The following is a 19,014-nucleotide window of genomic DNA, read 5'->3' on the forward strand; positions in this document are numbered from 1 at the left end:
TAAGTTTCTAGAAAGTTTAGGAGCACGCATTGACCACAGTCGAGCTCGGTCACCGTTTCGGCGACGCTCTGCTCACCGTGCTCGACGGCGAGGGCCGGCCGCTCGCTCACCGCGACGTCGTCGTCGAGCAGCGCGCGCACGCCTTCTCGTTCGGCAACATCGGCTTCGACCTCGTCGCCGTGGCGAACGGCCGAACCGAGTCAGCCGGGCTCGCCGACCTGTGGTTCGGCGTCTTCAACACGGCGACCCTGCCGTTCTACTGGGGTCAGTTCGAGCCCGAGCCCGGCCGGCCCGACACGACACGGCTGCGCCGGGCCGCCGAATGGTTCACCGGCCACGGTTGCCGGGTGAAGGGCCACCCGTTGCTGTGGCACACGCTGGCGCCCGACTGGCTGCGCGAGATGCCGACGGCGGAGGTCGAGACCCGGGTACGCGGCCGGATCCGGCGGGAGGTGGCCGGCCTCGCCGACGTCGTGCACACGTGGGACGCCGTCAACGAAGCCGTGATCATGCCGGTGTTCCGCAACGAGCCGCACCGCAACGCGATCACCCGGCTGGCCTGGGAACGCGGCCGGATCGCCACCGTACGGCTGGCCTTCGAGGAGGCCCGGGCGGCGAATCCCGCGGCGACCCTGGTCCTCAACGACTTCGACATGTCCTCCGCGTACGAATGTCTGATCGAGGGCGTCCTGGAGGCCGGCATCCGCGTCGACGCACTCGGCCTGCAGAGCCATATGCACCAGGGCTATTGGGGCGAGGAGCGGACGCTCGCCGTTCTGGACCGGTTCTCCCGTTTCGGACTGCCGATCCACATGACCGAGACGACGCTGGTGTCCGGCCAACTGATGCCCCCGGAGATCGAGGATCTGAACGATTATCAAATTCCGTCGTGGCCCTCGACCCCGGAGGGCGAGGAACGGCAGGCCGACGAGATCGTGCGGCATTACCGCACGCTGCTGTCGCATCCCGCGGTCCAGGCGATCACCTATTGGGGGCTGTCGGACGAGGGCGCCTGGCTCGGCGCCCCCTGCGGCCTGGTCCGCGCCGACGGCACACCGAAGCCCGCGTACGGCGCGCTGCGGGAGCTGGTGAAGGACCAGTGGTGGCTCGCTCCCACGAACCTCCGGACGGACGACGCCGGGCGCGTCGAGGTACGCGGCTTCCTCGGTGACTATCGCGTGCACTGCGCCGGGCGTACGGCGTCCTTCACCATTGCCGCGCCCGGCGAGGCACGGACCACTCTGAGGCTCGACGGTCAGTCCGCGCGGTAGACGGCCCGGTCGAAGTCGGCGAATCCCCCCTCGGCGCCCAGGTCCTGCACCCAGAGCCCGACGAAGGCGCCGGTGAAGCCCCAGGCCTCCGGTTCGCCGGGGACCATCGTCACCGCGTACTCGTCGGACAGGGTGGTGGCGTCGAAGGTCCCGCCGACCTGCCGCCAGGCCGCTTCCGATCCCGGGTCCGGGGTGTACGCGAAGGTCAGCTCCGGGCCGTCGAACCGGATCCGCAGGCCCACCCGCCGTACGTCGCCGAGCGCCACGCGCGTGCCCTGCGCCACGGTGACGCGTCCGCTGTCGCAGCACAGCACGTCGAGGACCGCCGCGCCGTCGTCGTCCGCGGTCACGTGCAGGTAGTACCAGTTGCGGCAGTTGTAGTAGGCGGTGACCCCGGCCAGCTGGTTGTACGTGGCGGGCTCGACCTCGCACGTCGTCTCGAAGGTGCAGCGCCGGGCCGTCACCCGGCGCGCCACGAGGCTCGGCCGGTGCCGGGCCATCGGCGACTGACCGCCACGGATCCGCAGGTGCGACGGACGGGTCGACAGGTCGATCCAGTCGGGCGTGGCCGGGCGGCGCAGCGTCGACCAGTTCACGCCGAGCGCCGGGGCGTCGAAGTCGTCGTCCTCGTCCTGCTCGGAGGAGATCGCGCGGGTCACCGCGGCGGCGCCGGTGGGTGCCGGGACCTGGACGGCCGGCACGCCGTCGGTGATGCAGGGCCATCCCCCGGCCGGCCATTCCACCCTCTGCAGGGCGGTCTCGCGGCCCAGCACGCACCGGCCCGACGGCGCGTACGGGCGGGCGACCAGGTGCGCCAGGTACCACTCGCCGGACGGTGTCTGCACCAGGCTGCCGTGGCCGGCCTTCTGCAGCTCCAGGTCGGGGCGCCCAGCCGAGGTCAGCAGCGGCCCTGCGGGATCCACCTCGTACGGTCCGAGCAGGTCCTTGGACCGGGCGACGGTGACCTGATGCGTCAGGCTCGTGCCGCCCTCCGCCGTGACGAGGTAGTACCAGCCGTCCTTGCGGTAGATGTTCGGGGCCTCGGTCAGGCCGGCCTCGGTACCCTCGAAGATCAGTTGTTCCGGGCCGGTCAGGCGGCGCTCGCGGCGGTCGTACTGCTGGATCGAGATGCCCGCGAACCGGTTGCGGCCGGGCCGCCAGTCGGCGCGCATCGACAGCATCCAGGTCGTGCCGTCCTCGTCGTGGAACAGCGACGCGTCGAAGCCGCGCCCGTGCAGGACCACCGGGTCCGACCACGGTCCGTCCACGCTGGGCGCGGTGACCAGGTAGTTCTGCGGGTCCCAGTAGCCGGCGGCGAACGTGGCGACGTTGGTGTAGAGCAGATGGAACAGCCCGTCGGCGTACGACAGGCAGGGCGCCCAGATCCCGCACGAGTCGGCGGTCCCGGCGAGGTCGAGCAGCCGGCGCTCGGTGAGCACGCCGCCGAGCGGCTGCCAGGTGACCAGGTCGGTCGAGTGGTGCACCCGTACGCCCGGGTACCACTCGAAGGTCGACGTGGCGATGTAGTAGTCGGCACCGACCCGCACTATCGAGGGGTCCGGATGGAATCCCGGCAGCACCGGATTCCGGATCACCCGGTCACCGGTCCCGCCCGCACCGGCGGTGGACACCGCGGGCTTGGCGATCGTCATGAACGTCCTTCTGCTGAAGGTGGCGCGGCGGCCAGGGGCCGCCGCGCCACGACTACGGTTCGGGAAGGGGCCGGGCTCAGCCGGCGCGGCAGGTGACCGTCGGCCAGGTCCAGTTGCCGTTGGCCATGATGGTCACGCCGAAGTTGTTGCCGCTGCCGTTCGGCGTGGCGGTGACCGTCCCGCTGCTGCCGCTGACGGAGGCGTTCCAGCTGTTCTGCAGGCTCTGGCCGCCGTTCAGGTTGAGCTGCACGGTCCAGCTGTTGGTGCCGCTGACCGCGACGTTGAGGTTGAACCGGTCGCCGAACTGCTGGCCGGCGGACAGCACCGCGGTGCAGTTGCTGCCGCCACCCGTGGGCGGCGGGGTGGTCGGGCCGGTGGGGGGCGGCGTGCTGCCCTCGCTGACGGTGATGTCCGAGCTGCCCTGGCTCTGGTAGCCCTCAGTCGCCATGATCTGGTACGCCCAGCTGCTGCCGAGGTTCAGGCCGGCCCGCGCCCACGCGTCGAAGTGGTTGGCGGTGGTGATGGTGCCGCTGCTGCGCTTCTGCTGGCGGACGCTCCAGTACTGGTAGAACGTCTGGGTGCCGTCGATCGAGGGCTGGTTGACGCGCTGGGTGCGCAGGATGTCGTACGTGCCGCCGTCCGTGGTGACCGTACCCAGCCGCTGCGCGCCCGTGCTCGGGTTGTAGCTGCCGTAGTTCTCCACGATGTAGTACTCGATGAGCGGGTTGCGCGTCCATCCGTACAGGGCGAGGTAGCTGTTGTTGTTGCCCGGGTTGTAGTTGCCCGAGTACGTGACCGTCCGGCGCGAGCCCGTCGCCCAGCCCTTGCCGCCGACCCAGTTGTTGGTGCTGCGGTCCCAGCTGCTGCTGTAGCGGCCGTTCTCGCGCAAGGTCATGCTCGCGTTGCCGCTGTCCTTCCAGAACGAGAAGTAGTACCCGTTGTGGGTGCCGGTGGTGCTCGAGCTGACGGTCCGGTCGGACTCGGCGTGCGCGGCGCCGGCGACGGTCAGTCCGGAGATCGTCATCGCCAAAGTGCACGCGGCGGCGGCGAGCAACCGGATACGGCCGCGGCTGCGGCGTTTCGGGTGTTCGAGTTCTGCGGTCATGCGAGTGCCTCCTCATGAAGGGCCGCGGGGGGACAGCCCCCACGGGCACGACGAACACCGCCGTCGGGCGGGCGCTGTGCCTCGTGGCGGGGATGACGACATTCAAGTCCGTCACTGCGGATCGTGGCCCGCCGCGCGCCGCCTTGTCAATTACTTTCGGAAATGTTCCGGAAACGAAGATCTTGATCTTCCCGTCCCCGAGAAGAAGAAACTGCAGTTGAAGAGCGGTATCGGCGCGAGACCGGACGGCATCCCGACCGCCGCTTTGTAACGCCACGGTATCGACGGATCACGGTAGACCGAAACTTCCAAAATCGGCGGTCGACCTGTCGTCATCCGATGGCAAGCTCCTGGCCATGTGCGTCGGGCAACCTCGCCGGCATGCGCCCTACCGCAGGAATCGCCGTGCTCGCCACCGCGTCGTCGCCGGCCAGCAGGACGATGCGCGCGCCGCTCGACGGCGACCGCTCCGGCGGCGCCGCGTCGACGGCGGCTGCTCCGCCCGGACACCCACGCGGCATGGACACGCCGACCACGCCCCGTGGACCGCCCGGCGGATCCCCTCATCGTGCAGCGCGGCCGGGACTCGATCAAGGACTGACGGCCCAGGCGGCTGGCGGGCGCGACACCCATCCCCTGGTCCGCCGTGCCCGACCGGGCCCGCGTCTCGGCCGGCGGGCACGTGCTGACCTGGGCGGCGGACGTGTGGACGGTCCCGGCCGACGGCACGGGCGAGGCGAAGCTGTTCATCCCGGACGCGGAATCACCGGCAGCCCTGTGGAACTGACGCCGCTCGCGCCCTATCTTCTACCCGGGAAACACACTTGGGGGCGCGCGATGGACGATGAGATTCAGCTGATCAGCGACGGTGACGGCATCGCGGTGGTCGGGGATGCGGCCGTAGTCGAACGCTTCCTCGCCTCGGAAGGTCTGTCGTCGAAGGATCTCGGGCTGCAGAAACTCACGTCGGTCGCCGGTACCGGGGCGGTGGTTGCGCAGGCAGGCGCGGAGATCGCCGCCAACTCCGGCCGCTGGGTGCAGCTCACTCGGGAATCGTCGCAGCTGGTGCAGAAGTACGGGTTGCGGGAAAGCTCCAGGACGGGCCTGCACACCGGTGTGGTGCGTGGCAGCAGGGGCCAGATCAAGGGCTTCGTCGAATTCGCCAAGAAGCCCGGGTCACTGCTGAGCAACCCGGCGGTCCTGGCCGGCGCCGCGGGGATCATGGCGCAGGTGGCGATGCAGCAGACCATGGACGAGATCACCACCTATCTCGCGACGATCGACGAGAAGGTCGACGACGTGCTGCGTGCCCAGAAGGACGCGGTGCTGGCCCGCATGATCGGAGTGGGCTTCGTCATCGAGGAGGCCATGACGGTCCGGGAGAAGCGCGGCAGGGTCGACGAGGTCACATGGTCGAAGGTGCAGTCCGCGCCGGCCACGATCGCCGAGACCCAGGCGTACGTGCTGCGCCAGCTCGACGCCCTCGCGGAGAAGGTGGAACGCAGGACCGGCATCGCCGATCTCGCCACGACGGCCGGGCAGGCCGAGTCCACGGTGCAGGAGTGGCTGGCTGTGCTGGCTCGCTGCTTCCAGCTCCAGGACGCGTTGGCCGTGCTCGAGCTGGACCGGGTGCTGGACGCGTCCCCGGACGAGCTGGACGGGCACCGCCTCGGGCTGAAGGCCGCCCGGCAGGACCGGCTGGACCACATCCGGCGCAGCACCGAGAGCCTGGTCGCCCGGATGAGGGCGGCGGCCGGAACGGCCAACGCGAAGGTGCTGCTGCACCCGACCAAGTCCCCGGCCGTGGTGCAGGCCGGCAATCAGGTCGCGGCCCGCGTCCACGAGTTCCATGGACGGCTCGGAATCGAATCCGGCCACCAGTCGGCGGAGGCGCGACGATGGGCGAGCGCGGCCGCGGAAGCGAGGGACCAGGCGCTCGCAACCGGCGTCAAGGGCATCGGTGCAGCCAGGAGCTTCGGCGCCGGGACCCTCGACCGGGCCGGCTCGGTCAAGGACAAGCTCGCCGGCGGGATCGCTGAGCGGGCCCGTCGGTTGCGCGGCGACGAGCAGGAACGCTGAGCCGGCTCCCGCTACCGGAACTGCCCGCCGTGGGGGCCGGGATGGCCGCTGTCCGGCCGTACGGCGGGCAGCAGCGCGGTCGGGGCGTCCGCCGTGCCGGCGTGGCCCGTGCCCGCCTGCGGCATCAGGCGGGTCGGCGCCACGGGCAGCGCGTCCGGGTCGTCCGGGCGGGACCTGCGGCGGATCACCAGCAGCACGAGCGCGCCCAGGCCCGCGGCGATCAGGAGGCCGCCCAGGAGGGTGAGCAGCAGCGTGCCGTTGCCGTCGCCCGCGGTGTCGGCGGCGGCCGGCGGGGTTGTCGCGGCGGTGCCGGCGTCCGTGGCCGGGAGGTCCGCGACCGCGGGCGGGTTCGTCGTGGCGGTGGCCGGGGTCGGCGAGGGCTTGGCCACCGCGGCCAGGATCAGCCGGACGGTGGCGGCGCCGCCCGCGGCGGCCTGCACGGTGGCGCTAGCGGTGCGGTAGCCGTCCTTGCCCGCCACGATCGTGATGCGGCCGGGGGCGATCGGCCGGCTGTCGCTGGACTTGATCGAGAACTTGCCGCCCTTGCCGCTGCTCGTACGGAATTCGTGCCCGGCGCTGTCGCGTACGGTCAGGGCCGCGCCGGGGATCGCCGTGCCGGTGGCGTCGCGGACCCGGCCGGAGACCCGGCTCACCGGGGCCGGTTTCCGCTCCGCGCCGCTGACGAAGATCATCTTGTGGTCGAAGGCGGTCTGGGTGCCGACCCGGACGGAGACCGCCAGGTTCAGGCCGGTCTCCTCGCCCGGGTTCACCTGCGGCGCGACGAGCGTGGCGTCGAAGCTCTGGCTCCGCCCGGGCCCCATGCTCTGCACCGCGGAGCATCCGGCGGTGCAGCGGAGGCCGCCGGACACGGCCACGAAGACGCGTTCGATGCGGCGGGCGTTGTTGGTGGCGCGGAACCGTACGCGCACCGGCTCGCCGGACTGCACCCGGTCCGACGACACGCTCTCGATGCGGATCGCCGGGGGCGCGGCCGCCACGGGTGCGGCCGACACCGCGAGGGCCGTTCCGGCGAGCGCGGTCAACGCGGCGGCTCGGGCCCAGCGGGCACGTACGCGCGTCGTCACGTCCCATCACCTTCTTCACGGCAAGCGACAAACTTCACGACAAGTGACAAAGGCAAGCGACACCAGTCGATGACGCCGCGGCCACTATGCCGTGTCACGGGTCCGTCGCGCGACCCGGGCCTGCTCAGAGCAGCTCGGTGCGGTACGCCGGAGCGAGTTCCGCGGCCCGGCGGCGCCGTTCGGCGATCGCGGCAGGACGTCGTCGAGCAGCCGGTCCACCATCGCGATGGAACGGACCCGCAGGGCGTCCAGCAGCGCCTCCCGGTCGCGGAAGTGGCGGTACAGCGTTCCCACCCCGACGCCGGCCTCGCCCGCGATGACCGACATCGGCGCCGTCCCGTCGCGCCGCAGCGTGCCGAGCGCGGCCAGCAGCAGCTTCTCCCGGTTGGCGACGGCATCCCGGCGCGGCGCACGACTCACCACTCGGTCGTCCCGCCGCACCACGTCATGCCGGAATCCTAGGACCGCGATCCCGGCTGAGAGGATGGGGCGGTGCGCGCTGTCGTGATCGATGCCGTCCGGGCGCTGCCCGAGGTCCGTGAGGTGCCCGAGCCCACCCCTGCGCCCGGCGGCGTCGTCGTCCGGGTGATGGCCACCGGGATGTGCCGCAGCGACTGGCACGGCTGGGCCGGCCACGACGACGACATCGCGTTCCCGCACGTACCCGGCCACGAGCTGGCCGGTGTGGTCGTCGAGGCCGGGGCGGAGGTCAGCCGCTGGCAGCCCGGTGACCGGGTGACCGTGCCGTTCGTGTGCGGCTGCGGGCGGTGCGAGTGGTGCCGCGCCGGGGACGCGCAGGTGTGTCCCCACCAGGAGCAGCCGGGATTCACCCACTGGGGTTCCTTCGCCGAGTACGTCGCCCTGCACGCCGCCGACACCAACCTGGTGGGGCTGCCCGAGGGGGTGGACTTCGCGACCGCCGCGAGCCTCGGGTGCCGGTTCGCCACGGCGTACCGGGCGCTCGTCGGCCGCGCCCGGGTCCGCGAGGGTGAATGGGTGACCGTGCTGGGCGCCGGCGGGGTGGGGTTGAGCGCGGTGATGATCGCCCGGGCCCTGGGCGCCCGGGTCGTCGCCGTGGACCGGAACCCGCGGGCCCTCGCCGTCGCCGCCGAGCTCGGCGCGGACCACACCGTTCCCGCGGACGGCACGGACGTCCCGGCCGCCGTCGCCGATCTCACCGGCGGCGGCAGCCACGTGGCGGTCGATGCGGTGGGCGGCGAGCAGACCTGCGCCGACGCCATCCTCAGCCTCCGCCGCCGCGGCCGCCACGTGCAGATCGGGCTCCTCCCGCCGATCGACGGCCACCCGCGGCTGCCGATGGCGCGGGTGATCGGCTGGGAGCTCGACCTGCTCGGCAGCCACGGGATGGCGGCGGCCGACTACCCGGGCATGATGGCGCTCATCGAGCGGGACCTGCTGCAACCGCAGCGGCTCATCGAACGCACCATCGGGCTCGGGGAGGCGGCTGCGCTGCTCCCCCGCTTCGACCGGGCCGCGGTCGCCGGCATCACGGTCGTCGACCCGGCCCGCTGAGGCCCCCGGCGGGAAACCGCACGAGGGCCTGTCGCGGTCAGTAGTAGATGACGGAGATCGTCTTCGCCGGCTTGTCCCAGATGATCGCGCCGTGCTGGAAGTCGCTGCGCCGGCCCACCGGGACGGTGTACTCGTCGCTGACCGGAACACCGAGACGGCTGCCCGTACCGCCCAGCGACAGGTACTTCTTCAGGATGGAGCCGTGGACCTCGTGGGCGCCGGCCCCGCTGGACCAGTAGACGTTGCCGCCCTGGAACTGCGAGGCCCGGCCCACGGACACCGCGACCTCGTCCGAGATCGGGTAGCCGAGGAACGCGCCGGTCGATCCCAGCGCCAGCCACTTGGTGCGGATGGAGCCGTGCACCTCGTGCGCGCCGGTCGCGGACATCCAGTAGATGGAACCGCCCTGGAAGTCGTAGTACCGGCCGCCACCGGCGGCAGGCAGGCTGTCGGTGACCGGGAACTTCAGCAGCGAGGTCACCGTACCCATCGACTTGTACTTGGTGAGGACCCCGCCGCCGACGAAGTGGGCTCCGCTGGCGGGCGAGTGGTAGATCCGGGCGCTCTGGAACCACTGCACCGCGGTGTCGGCGGTCGTGGCGTCGAGGTCGCCCGTGGTGGCCGCGCCGAAGGACCCCGGGCCGCCGATGGCCAGGTACTTGTCCCGGACCGGTCCGCGGGTCACCGCCTGGAAGGGGCTGACGAAGCCGTACCCCATCCCCCGCAGCTTGTCGATGACCAGCTGCAGGTTGCCCGGGTCGGTGGACGGGATGCTCACGTGCATCACGATGATCGCCCCGGGCACCGTGTACTGGTCGATCCGGGCGGACACGGTCGCCCAACTGGCCTCCTTGTAGCCGGTGGTGTCGAACGTCCAGTCCAGGTTGATGTAGTAGCCGCGCAGGGCCAGGTCCCGGTTGAGCCCCGAGTCCATGTAGCCGGACCGGTACGGCCGGAACCAGCCCGCCGACGCGATGCCCGCGGCCTTGAACGCCGCCTCCGCCCGGTCGAGCTGCGACCAGCGCTGCGCCTGCGTCAGCGTCATGAAGTCCGGGTGGCTGTAGCTGTGGTTGAAGACCTTGTGGCCCTGGGTGGCGATGTTCTTCGCCTCCGCGGGGTTCTGCTCGGCGAACCGCCCGGTCACGCCGAAGCCACCGGTGATGCCGTTGGCGGCGAACACCCGCAGGACGGTCTCCAGGTTGGCCTTGCTGATCGCGTTCTCCGCCGCCGTGCCGGTGCGCCAGTCCAGATCGAAGGTCAGCGACACGACCTTCGAGGTGTCGTAGCCGCGGGTGAAGACCTGAGCCCGGTACGGCGTAGTGTCCGCGGCCGCCGCCGGACGCGCCGTCACCCCTGAGGCCAGCGTCAGGCCGGCCACAGCGACAGCGACCACCACCGACCGGACCGCCGTTCGCGCCTTTGACCACCGCGCGTTCACGAGAATCACCTCCTCCCTCCACCGTCCACGGTCGACCCGCCCGTCATCAGGGCCGATCGACCCCTGTCCTGGCAGGTCGGCAGGGGTGTGACGAGCGGAGGTCAGAAGCTCACGCGGGCGGCGGGATGCGACGGCGGACGTCTTCCCCTGTGGCCGACTCCGGACTCGACACCGCCACCCACGGCGCGTCGGTCTGCGGGGTGACGACACCTTGCTCGAGGAAGGCGTACCGGCCCTCGAGGACGCGCCGGGCCGCCTTCACGTCGATCGAGTCGGTGTTGTCCCACAGCGCGGCGAACAGCGCCTCCGCCCGGAGCCGGGCCTGCCGGCAGAACAGGTCGGCCAGCTCCACGCCCTCCGGCCGGTGCTGCCGCTCCGCCTGGGCGCGGACGCACACCGCCGACATCGCGAACAGCTCCGCCCCGATGTCGACGATGCGGCCGAGGAAGCCCTGCTTGCGTTCGAGCTTGCCCTGCCAGCGCGACATCGCGTAGAACGTCGACCGGGCCAGCTTGCGCGAGGTGCGCTCGACGTACCGCAGGTGGGCGGCGAGCGGACCGAATTCGGCGTACGCGGAAGGCTGTTGTCCCTTGCCGACGGCGAGAGTCGGCAGCCAGCGCGCGTAGAAGGCCCCCGCGCGCGCCCCGGCGCGGGCCTTGCGGCCGAGCCCGGCGTCCGGGTCGATGATGTCGCCGGCGACCGACAGGTGCGCGTCGACCGCCTCCCGCGCGATGAGCAGGTGCATGATCTCGGTGGAGCCCTCGAAGATGCGGTTGATCCGCAGGTCGCGCAGCATCTGCTCGGCCTCGACCGGGCGCTCGCCGCGGGCGGCCAGCGACTCGGCCTTCTCGAAGCCGCGGCCGCCACGGATCTGCACCAGCTCGTCGCCGACCTGCCAGGCCATCTCGCTGGCGAACAGCTTGACCAGGGCCGCCTCGATGCGGATGTCGTTGCGGTCGTCGTCGGCGATCAGGCAGCAGAGGTCCAGCATGGACTCCATCGCGTACGTCGTCGCGGCGATGAACGCGATCTTCTTGGCGACCGCCTCGTGCTGCCCGACCGGGCGGCCCCACTGCACCCGCTCCGCCGACCATTCGCGGGCGACGTTGAGCGACCACTTGCCGGCGCCGACGCACATCGCGGGCAGCGACAGCCGGCCGGTGTTCAGCGTGGTCAGGGCGATCTTGAGGCCCTTGCCGAGGCCGCCGATGACGTTCTCCTCGGGGACGAACACGTCGTCGAACCTCGTCACGCTGTTCTCCAGCCCGCGCAGGCCGAGGAACTCGTTGCGGCGCTCGACCGTGATGCCCGGCGTGTCGGCCTCCACCACGAACGCGGTGACGCCCTTCTCCGGCACCCGGGCCATCACCACCAGCAGCGTGGCGACCGTGCCGTTGGTGCCCCACAGCTTGACCCCGTTGAGCCGGTAGCCGCCCTCGACCGGCTCGGCGACGGTGCCGAGCCGCGCCGGGTCCGACCCGACGTCCGGCTCGGTCAGCAGGAACGCGGAGACCTCGCCCGCCGCCAGCCGGGGCAGGAACGCCTTCTTCTGCTCCGCGGTCCCGAAGGTCTTGAGCGGCTGGGGCACGCCGATCGACTGGTGCGCGGACAGCAGCGCGCCGATGGAGGGGTTGGCCGAGCCCACGAGGGTCAGCGCCTTGCAGTAGTGCAGGTTGGACAGGCCGAGGCCGCCGTACTCCTTGTCGATCTTCATGCCGAACGCGCCGAGCCGGGCGAGGCCCTGGAACACCTCGTCGGGGATGCGGGCCTCGCGCTCGATGAGCGCGCCGTCGACGTCGGAGCGGACGTACGCGTCCAGCCGGGCGAGGAACTCGTCCGCGTCGGGACGTGGCTCCGCGGCCGGCCAGGGGTCGATCAGGTCCAGCCGGAACCGCCCGAGGAACAGTTCCTTGCCGAAGCTCGGCTTGCGCCACTCGGCCTCGCGGGCGGCCTCGGCCACCTGCCGCGCCTGCTTCTCCGAGACGTGAGCCGGTTTGCGCTGCGTCGTGGTCACGGCCTACCCCCTCATTCCGAGTACGGCTGGAGCACCTCCCGCCACGCTACTCAGGAGTGTTACCGGGCGGTAGCCTCTCGGCCTGCCGCATCTCGGCGCGGGGTCGCCGGCCGCGGGCCTACCGGCGCAGACGCAGTCCCTGCATGCCGCCGTCGACCGCCAGCGTGGCGCCCGTGGTGGCCGAGGCCAGCGGGCTGGCCAGGTAGGCGATGGCGGCGGCGACCTCCTCCGCGGCGACCAGCCGCCCGGTGGGCTGGCGGGCCTCGAGCGCGGCGCGTTCGGCGTCGGGATCGGCCGCCCGGGCCAGCAGCCGGCCGATCCACGGGGTGTCGGCCGTGCCGGGGTTGACGCAGTTCACCCGGATCCCCTCGGCGAGGTGGTCGGCGGCCATGGCCAGGGTCATCGACTGCACGGCGCCCTTGGTCGCCGAGTACAGGGCGCGCTGCGGCAGCCCGGCCGTCGCGCAGATCGAGCCGGTGTTGACGATGACGGCGTGCCGGGAGGCGCGCAGGTGCGGCAGGGCGGCCCGGGCGACGCGGACCATGCCGTACACGTTGACGTCGAAGACCCGGGCCCACTCAGCGTCGTCGTTGTCCTCGACGCTGCCCTGGGCGCCGATGCCCGCGTTGTTGACGACGATGTCGAGACCGCCCAGCTCGCGGACCGCGGCGTCGACCGCGGCGCGCACGGAGGCGTCGTCGGTGACGTCGCAGGCGATGCCGAGCAGCGGTTCCTTCACGCCGGTGTTGAGGTCGAGGCAGGCGACCGCGCAGCCGCGCTCGGCGAGCAGGGTGGCGGTGGCCAGTCCGATGCCGGAGGCGCCGCCGGTGACGATGGCGCGCAGCCCACCGAACTCTGTCATGGATATCGCCTTTCAGTGGGATTCGCGGGAGACCTGGTCGCCGCTGGAACCGAGCAGGAAGTCGCAGTCGGCGCCGGTGTTCGCCTGCCCGACGGTGTCGACGTAGAGGCGTTCCCAGCCCCGGCGCGGCCGGGCGAACGCGTGCACCGCCTCGGGTGCGGGCTCCCGGGCGGCGAGCTCTTCGTCGGTGAGGTCGACGTCGACGCGCCGGTTGGCGACATCCAGGACGATCATGTCGCCGGTGCGGACCTTGGCGAGCGGGCCGCCTGCGGCGGCCTCCGGGGCCACGTGCAGGACCACCGTTCCGTACGCGGTCCCGCTCATCCGCCCGTCACAGATGCGGACCATGTCGCGTACGCCCTCGGCGAGCAGCTTCGCCGGCAGCGGCATGTTGGAGACCTCGGGCATCCCCGGGTAGCCCTTCGGCCCGCAGCCGCGCAGGATCAGCACCGAGTCGGGCGTGACGTCCAGCCCGGGGTCGTCGAGGCGGGCCTGCAGGTCCTCGATGGAGTCGAAGACGACGGCGGGGCCGCGGTGCTGCAGCAGCTCCGGGGAGGCGGCGGCGGGTTTGATGACGGCGCCGTCCGGGGCGAGGTTGCCGTACAGCACGGCGATGCCCGCCTCGGGCTGCAGGGGCTGCTCCCGTGCCCGGATGACCTCGCGGTCGTAGACCTGGGCGGCGCCGAGACACTCGACCAGGGGCCGGCCGGTGACGGTCAGCGCGGCCGGGTCGAGCAGGTCGCGGATCTCGGCGAGGACCGCGTGCAGGCCGCCGGCACGGTACAGGTCGTCCATCAGGAACCGGCCGGCCGGCTGCAGGTCGACCAGCAGCGGCACGTGCGAGCCGGCCCGGTCGAAGTCGTCCTGGCTGAGCTCGACGCCGAGCCGTCCGGCGATGGCCAGCAGGTGCACGACGGCGTTGGTGGAGCCGCCCAGCGCCGCGAGGGCGACGACGGCGTTGAGGAACGATCCCCGGGTCATCACCGCGCTCGGGCGCAGGTCCCGGCCGACGAGATCCACGGCGAGCTCGCCGGTCGCGTACGCGGCCTCCAGCAGGCGGCTGTCCGGCGCGGGGGTGCCGGCCACGCCGGGCAGGGTCATCCCGAGGACCTCGGCGAGCAGCCCCATCGTGGACGCGGTGCCCATGGTGTTGCAGTGCCCCTTGCTGCGGATCATGGAGGATTCCGAGCGGGTGAACTCGGCGGCGCTGAGGGTGCCCGCGCGGACCTCCTCGCTCAGCTGCCAGACGCCGGTGCCGCAGCCCAGCGGTACGCCGCGGAAGGTGCCGGTGAGCATCGGCCCGCCGGGCACCACGACCGCGGGCAGGTCCACCGACGCGGCGCCCATCAGCAGCGCGGGGATGGTCTTGTCGCAGCCACCGAGCAGGACCACGCCGTCGATCGGGTTGGCGCGCAGCATCTCCTCGATGGCCATCGCGGCCATGTTGCGCCACAGCATCGCGGTGGGGCGCACCTGCGTCTCGCCGAGCGACACCACCGGCAGGTTCAGCGGGATGCCGCCCGCGGCGTGGATGCCGTCCGAGACGCTGCGGGCCACCTCGTTCAGGTGCGCGTTGCACGGCGTCAGGTCGGAGGCCGTGTTCGCGATGGCGATGTGCGGGCGCCCGTCGAAGGCCCCGGCGGGCAGGCCGCGGCGCATCCAGGCCCGGTGGATGTAGCTGTTGCGGACGTCTCCGGCGTACCACTGTGCACTGCGGCGTGGCTGCATGACCGCCCCCTTCCGACTGGAGGGGATGCTACCTGCTTTCCTATTGCTGGAACAGCGGTCTATTATCCGGAACCATGACGGATCAGGACGCCGACAAGCTCGTCGGCTCCGACCGTGTCCTGGCGGTCCTCGCCGAGCTGGCGAAACACCCCCGGGGCATCGGGCTGGAGGACATGGCACGGGCCATGGCCAGCGCGAAGCCGACCGTCCACCGTGCGCTCGCGTCGCTGCGCCGGGCCGGGTTCGCCGTCCAGGACGGCCACGGGCGGTACGTGCTCGGCGACGAGTTCCTGCGGCTCGCGTTCGCGCACCACGAGGCACGCCCCGACCACGTCCGGGTCCAGCCGGTCCTCCAGCGGCTCTGCGAGCGGTACGGCGAGACGATCCACTACGCCGGCCTCGACGGGCGCGACGTGGTCTACCGGTCCAAGCTCGACCCGACCTCCGGCGCCGTACGCCTGACCTCGATGGTCGGCGGGCGCAACCCGGCGCACTGCACCGCCGTGGGCAAGCTGCTGCTGTCGTACACGCTGCGCACCGAGCAGCAGGTCCGCGACTGGGCCGGCGACGGCGAGCTGCCGAAACGCACCGAGCACTCGATCGGCACGGCCGAGGAGCTGCACGCCGAGCTCGTCCGCACCCGGGAACGCGGCTACGGCGTCGACGACCAGGAGAACGAGCCCGGCGTCATCTGCCTCGCCGTACCGATGTTCCTGACCTCGCCGGCCGCGCCCAGCGGGGCGATCAGCATCAGCGCCCTGGCCTACCGCACCCCGCTGAAGAAGCTCATCGAGGACCTGCCTGCCATCCGGGCGGTCGTCGCCGACCCCGCCACCTGACCACCGGAGCCCTCGTGTTTCTCATGCGCATCGGCGCCTTCGGCGCCGAGAAGCCCGCCGTCCGCGTCGACGACACCCGCTACGTCGACGTGTCCGACCTGGTCACCGACTTCGACGAGGCGTTCTTCGCCGCCGGCGGCGCCGCCGGCCTGACCGCGGCGGTCGCGGACCGGATCGCCGCCGGCGACGTGCGCGAGGTCGGCGACCAGCGGATCGGCGCCCCGATCGCCCGCCCGCACCAGATCCTGTGCATCGGGCTGAACTACAGCGACCACGCGGCCGAGACCGGTCAGGCCGTGCCGTCCGAGCCGATCCTGTTCACCAAGAGCCCGAACACCCTCGTCGGGCCCAACGACGACGTGCGGATCCCCCGCGGCTCGACCAAGACCGACTGGGAGGTGGAGCTGGGCATCGTCATCGGCACGCGCACCTCCTACCTCGACACGCCCGCCGACGCCGCCGCCGTGATCGCCGGCTACGTGCTGGTCAACGACGTCAGCGAGCGCGCCTTCCAGATGGAGCGCGGCGGGCAGTGGAGCAAGGGCAAGTCCGCCGAGACGTTCAACCCGGCCGGCCCGTGGCTGGCCACCCCGGACGAGATCCCGGACGTGCGCAACCTGGACATGTGGCTCGACGTCAACGGGGTACGCCGGCAGACCGGCACCACCGCGACCATGGTGTTCGACCCGTACGTGATCGTCCACCACCTGAGCCAGTTCCTGGTCCTCGAGCCGGGCGACCTGATCAACACCGGTACGCCGCCCGGCGTGGGCATGGGCTTCAAGCCGCCGGTGTGGCTGCAGCCCGGCGACGTGATGGAGCTGGGCATCGACCACCTCGGCCGGGCCCGTCAACGGGTCATCGGGCCGCGCTGAGCGGACCGCTCCCGGCGCGGGCCGGTTGCGCCCCGGCGGCACCCGGTCAGCGGAAGCCGGATGCCAGGTCGGCGACCGTGTGCGCGCGGATGCCGGTGACGTCCCCGCCGGAGTGCCGGCTCGCCACCGCGCGGACGTGGTTCTCCGCGGCCTCGGCCAGGCCGTCGTACACGGCGGTGAACAGGTCGCGGGCGGGCTCGCGCAGCCACCCCGGCGGCAGCAGCCGAGCCGGCAGGTGCGGGTCGAGCACGGGGAGCCGCCGGTACGTGTTCATGACCTCGGTACGGGCGCGGACCGCCTCGACGCCGGTGAGCGTGCGGGGCAGCGCGGGGCCCCACCGCTCGATGAAGGCCTCGTACTGCCGGGCGATTCCCGCGGTGTCCCACGCGTCGATCGGGTTGCGACGGATCGCGGCGTCCAGCTCGACCTGCCGGGCGCGGAAGACCGTCAGGGTGCCGAGGGTGAGCTCGGCGAGCCGGGCCCTGACCTTCTCGCCGAGGTCGTGCGGGGAGATCCAGAGGCCGTCGTAGAGCGGGGCGTAGCCCATCCAGCGCAGCTGGCTCCGCAATCCTCGCCGGAGCGTGCCCTCCTCCTGCGGCAGCGAGAAGGCGATCAGCGTCCACCGTCCGTCCCACGGCTGCGCATCGCCGGGGGCGACGATCGCGCTTCCGCCGACGGCCAGGAAGGTGGCGGCCGCGACGGTCAGCCGGTACGAGCTGCGCCGGCCGTCGCGCTGCCCCTCGACGGCCCCGCGCCGGGCCAGGCGGCTGATCGCCGTCCGCGCCCCGGCCGGGGAGACGCCCGCCTCGGCGAGCAGGGCGACGATGGCCCCGGAGGGCAGCCACGAGCGGTGCCGCAGGGTGTAGTCCGCCAGCAGAGTGACGGCGAGGTCCTGGGGCGAGTTGCCGCTCTGCCGCCGGGGCAGCCGTGCCGACGCGGCGAGGTCACCGGGGAAGATCTCGTCGATGTCGTACGGGCTGGTCATCGGTACGACTCTAGAGGGTCGGATGCCATCGATCCTCATTGATTGACAGTTTGCGTCCCCGGGTGAAAACTATGTGTCACATACGACGCCCGGCGCGCGACACAGGGCATGTCCCGCGCCCGGCGACTCGGCCTGCCGGAGCCGCGGGCCCACCGTGCACCCCTTTCTGCGCCGCCACAGCGGCCGTTCCCGCCTGCGTGCGGGCGAATCAAGGAGCCAAGGCGATGAAGATCAGAAGAAGAATGCTGCTCGCCGCCGCCACCGCGGTGGCCCTCGTGGGGCTGGTCGTACCAGCGGCCCGCCCCGCGTTCGCCGCCGCGCTGACCGAGGTGACGAGCTTCGGCGACAACCCCGGCGGCATGCGGATGCACATCTACGTCCCGGACAACCGGCCCGCCCGGCCCGCCATCGTGGTGGCCATGCACGGCTGCGGCGGCTCGGGTCCGGGCTTCTACTCCGGCAGCGAGTTCGCCGCCCAGGCCGACCGGTACGGCTTCCTGGTCATCTACCCGACCGCCACCCAGCAGGCCGGCTTCGGCAACTGCTTCGACACCTGGTCGGACGCGGCTAAGCGGCGCGGCGGCGGCAGCGACCCGGTGTCGATCGTCTCGATGATCACGTACGCGGAACGGCAGTACAACGGCGATCCGAACCGGGTGTACGCGACCGGCAGCTCGTCCGGCGGGATGATGACCAACGAGATGCTCGCGCTGTACCCCGACGTGTTCAAGGCCGGCGCGGCGTTCATGGGTGTGCCGTTCGGCTGCTTCGCCAACGCCGCCGACTACCCGCCCGGCACCAGCAAGTGCACCGGCGGCAGCATGGACCGGACCCCGCAGCAGTGGGGTGACCTGGTGCGGGGCGCGTACCCGGGCTACAGCGGCCCGCGCCCGCGCATGCAGCTGTGGCACGGCACCAGCGACACGCTCGTGCCGTACTCGCTGCTGCAGGAGGAGATCGAGCAGTGGACCAACGTGTTCGGGCTGAGCCAGACGCCGACCTCCTCCGACACGCCGCAGCCGGGCTGGAACCGGCGCCGGTACGCCGACAGCTCCGGCACGGTCCAGGTCGAGGCGTACAGCATCCAGGGCGCCGGGCACAGCCTGCCGAGCGCCGGCATGGCCGCGTACGCGGTCGCGTTCTTCGGTCTTGACGGCACGAGCACGCCGCCGTCGACTCCCCCGTCCACGCCGCCGTCGGGGCCGCCGCCCTCCGACCCGCCGGTCTCGACCACGTGCCGGGTCTCCGCCACGGTGAACGCGTGGAACTCCGGGCTGACCGAGACCCTCACCATCACCAACACGGGCACCACCGCCGTCAACGGCTGGTCGCTGGCGTTCGTCCTGCCGGGCGGACAGACCATCACCTCGGGCTGGAACGCGAGCTACGCGCCGGCGTCGGGCCGGGTGACGGCGACGAACGCGAGCTACAACGGCGCGATCGCCCCGAACGCCTCGGTCAGCATCGGGTTCCAGGCGAACCACACCGGCAACACGGCCCAGGCGGGCGGCTTCACCCTGAACAACAGCCCCTGCAGCGCTGCCTGAG

At 72.0% G+C, this 19,014-nt stretch carries 16 protein-coding genes; 7 read left to right on the plus strand and 9 right to left on the minus strand.

Annotated features, from left to right (window positions below; genetic code table 11):
- Nucleotides 1–29: 29 nt before the first annotated feature.
- Entirely contained in the window at nucleotides 30–1,271 is a 1,242-nt protein-coding gene (locus tag COUCH_RS27405; protein ID WP_249608094.1) for an endo-1,4-beta-xylanase, read from the plus strand.
- Here COUCH_RS27405 and COUCH_RS27410 read toward each other — a convergent pair.
- Complete coding sequence (locus tag COUCH_RS27410) at nucleotides 1,256–2,923, minus strand: glycoside hydrolase family 43 protein (protein ID WP_249608095.1); 1,668 nt, start codon at nucleotides 2,921–2,923, stop codon at nucleotides 1,256–1,258. The genes COUCH_RS27405 and COUCH_RS27410 overlap by 16 nt on opposite strands.
- 76 nt (nucleotides 2,924–2,999) lie before the next feature.
- Nucleotides 3,000–4,028 carry a glycoside hydrolase family 11 protein gene (locus COUCH_RS27415; protein ID WP_249608096.1) on the minus strand — a complete coding sequence of 343 codons (1,029 nt, stop codon included), beginning with the start codon at nucleotides 4,026–4,028 and terminating at the stop codon, nucleotides 3,000–3,002.
- A 646-nt stretch (nucleotides 4,029–4,674) separates the two neighbouring features.
- On the opposite strand from COUCH_RS27415, the gene COUCH_RS27420 reads away from it, so the two are divergent.
- Together COUCH_RS27420 and COUCH_RS27425 are read left to right on the plus strand one after the other, a co-directional pair.
- Nucleotides 4,675–4,815: a hypothetical protein gene (locus COUCH_RS27420; RefSeq protein ID WP_249608097.1), complete on the plus strand. Its 141-nt coding sequence runs from the start codon at nucleotides 4,675–4,677 to the stop codon at nucleotides 4,813–4,815.
- A 50-nt stretch (nucleotides 4,816–4,865) separates the two neighbouring features.
- Complete coding sequence (locus tag COUCH_RS27425; protein ID WP_249608098.1) at nucleotides 4,866–6,107, plus strand: hypothetical protein; 1,242 nt, start codon at nucleotides 4,866–4,868, stop codon at nucleotides 6,105–6,107.
- Between the two features lie 11 nt (nucleotides 6,108–6,118).
- Here COUCH_RS27425 and COUCH_RS27430 read toward each other — a convergent pair whose 3' ends face one another.
- Both COUCH_RS27430 and COUCH_RS27435 read right to left on the minus strand, forming a co-directional pair.
- Nucleotides 6,119–7,192, minus strand: coding sequence for a carboxypeptidase-like regulatory domain-containing protein (locus COUCH_RS27430; RefSeq protein WP_249608099.1), 1,074 nt, complete (start codon nucleotides 7,190–7,192; stop codon nucleotides 6,119–6,121).
- A gap of 84 nt (nucleotides 7,193–7,276) precedes the next feature.
- On the minus strand, nucleotides 7,277–7,612 hold the full coding sequence (locus COUCH_RS27435; RefSeq protein WP_249608100.1) for a TetR/AcrR family transcriptional regulator: 336 nt from the start codon (nucleotides 7,610–7,612) through the stop codon (nucleotides 7,277–7,279).
- A gap of 72 nt (nucleotides 7,613–7,684) precedes the next feature.
- Here COUCH_RS27435 and COUCH_RS27440 point away from each other — a divergent pair, with 72 nt between their 5' ends.
- Entirely contained in the window at nucleotides 7,685–8,725 is a 1,041-nt protein-coding gene (locus tag COUCH_RS27440; protein WP_249608101.1) for a zinc-dependent alcohol dehydrogenase family protein, read from the plus strand.
- Between the two features lie 37 nt (nucleotides 8,726–8,762).
- Here the strand turns inward: COUCH_RS27440 and COUCH_RS27445 are convergent, their stop codons facing one another.
- The 4 genes from COUCH_RS27445 to COUCH_RS27460 form a co-directional block, all read right to left on the minus strand.
- Nucleotides 8,763–10,121 (minus strand): polysaccharide deacetylase family protein, encoded by a 1,359-nt coding sequence (locus COUCH_RS27445; protein WP_249608102.1) that lies wholly within the window; start codon nucleotides 10,119–10,121, stop codon nucleotides 8,763–8,765.
- A 151-nt stretch (nucleotides 10,122–10,272) separates the two neighbouring features.
- Nucleotides 10,273–12,177 (minus strand): acyl-CoA dehydrogenase family protein, encoded by a 1,905-nt coding sequence (locus COUCH_RS27450; protein WP_249608103.1) that lies wholly within the window; start codon nucleotides 12,175–12,177, stop codon nucleotides 10,273–10,275.
- 118 nt (nucleotides 12,178–12,295) lie between these two features.
- The gene (locus COUCH_RS27455) at nucleotides 12,296–13,039 is read right to left on the minus strand and encodes an SDR family NAD(P)-dependent oxidoreductase (protein WP_249608104.1); all 744 of its coding nucleotides are present in this window, start codon (nucleotides 13,037–13,039) and stop codon (nucleotides 12,296–12,298) included.
- A 12-nt stretch (nucleotides 13,040–13,051) separates the two neighbouring features.
- Nucleotides 13,052–14,767 carry an IlvD/Edd family dehydratase gene (locus tag COUCH_RS27460; RefSeq protein ID WP_249608105.1) on the minus strand — a complete coding sequence of 572 codons (1,716 nt, stop codon included), beginning with the start codon at nucleotides 14,765–14,767 and terminating at the stop codon, nucleotides 13,052–13,054.
- Between the two features lie 74 nt (nucleotides 14,768–14,841).
- Here COUCH_RS27460 and COUCH_RS27465 point away from each other — a divergent pair, with 74 nt between their 5' ends.
- Both COUCH_RS27465 and COUCH_RS27470 read left to right on the plus strand, forming a co-directional pair.
- Complete coding sequence (locus tag COUCH_RS27465) at nucleotides 14,842–15,606, plus strand: IclR family transcriptional regulator (RefSeq protein ID WP_249608106.1); 765 nt, start codon at nucleotides 14,842–14,844, stop codon at nucleotides 15,604–15,606.
- 23 nt (nucleotides 15,607–15,629) lie between these two features.
- The gene (locus COUCH_RS27470) at nucleotides 15,630–16,481 is read left to right on the plus strand and encodes a fumarylacetoacetate hydrolase family protein (protein ID WP_430641002.1); all 852 of its coding nucleotides are present in this window, start codon (nucleotides 15,630–15,632) and stop codon (nucleotides 16,479–16,481) included.
- Nucleotides 16,482–16,527: 46 nt separating this feature from the next.
- Here the strand turns inward: COUCH_RS27470 and COUCH_RS27475 are convergent, their stop codons facing one another.
- Nucleotides 16,528–17,466: a PaaX family transcriptional regulator gene (locus COUCH_RS27475; protein ID WP_249608108.1), complete on the minus strand. Its 939-nt coding sequence runs from the start codon at nucleotides 17,464–17,466 to the stop codon at nucleotides 16,528–16,530.
- Nucleotides 17,467–17,690: 224 nt separating this feature from the next.
- Between COUCH_RS27475 and COUCH_RS27480 the strand changes: the two genes are divergently transcribed.
- Nucleotides 17,691–19,013, plus strand: a complete 1,323-nt coding sequence (locus tag COUCH_RS27480) for an extracellular catalytic domain type 1 short-chain-length polyhydroxyalkanoate depolymerase (RefSeq protein WP_249608109.1) — start codon at nucleotides 17,691–17,693, stop codon at nucleotides 19,011–19,013.
- Nucleotide 19,014 lies beyond the last annotated feature (1 nt).

Origin of the sequence: Couchioplanes caeruleus (genome assembly GCF_023499255.1) — a bacterium.
In the GTDB taxonomy this organism is placed as follows: Bacteria; Actinomycetota; Actinomycetes; order Mycobacteriales; family Micromonosporaceae; genus Actinoplanes; species Actinoplanes caeruleus_A.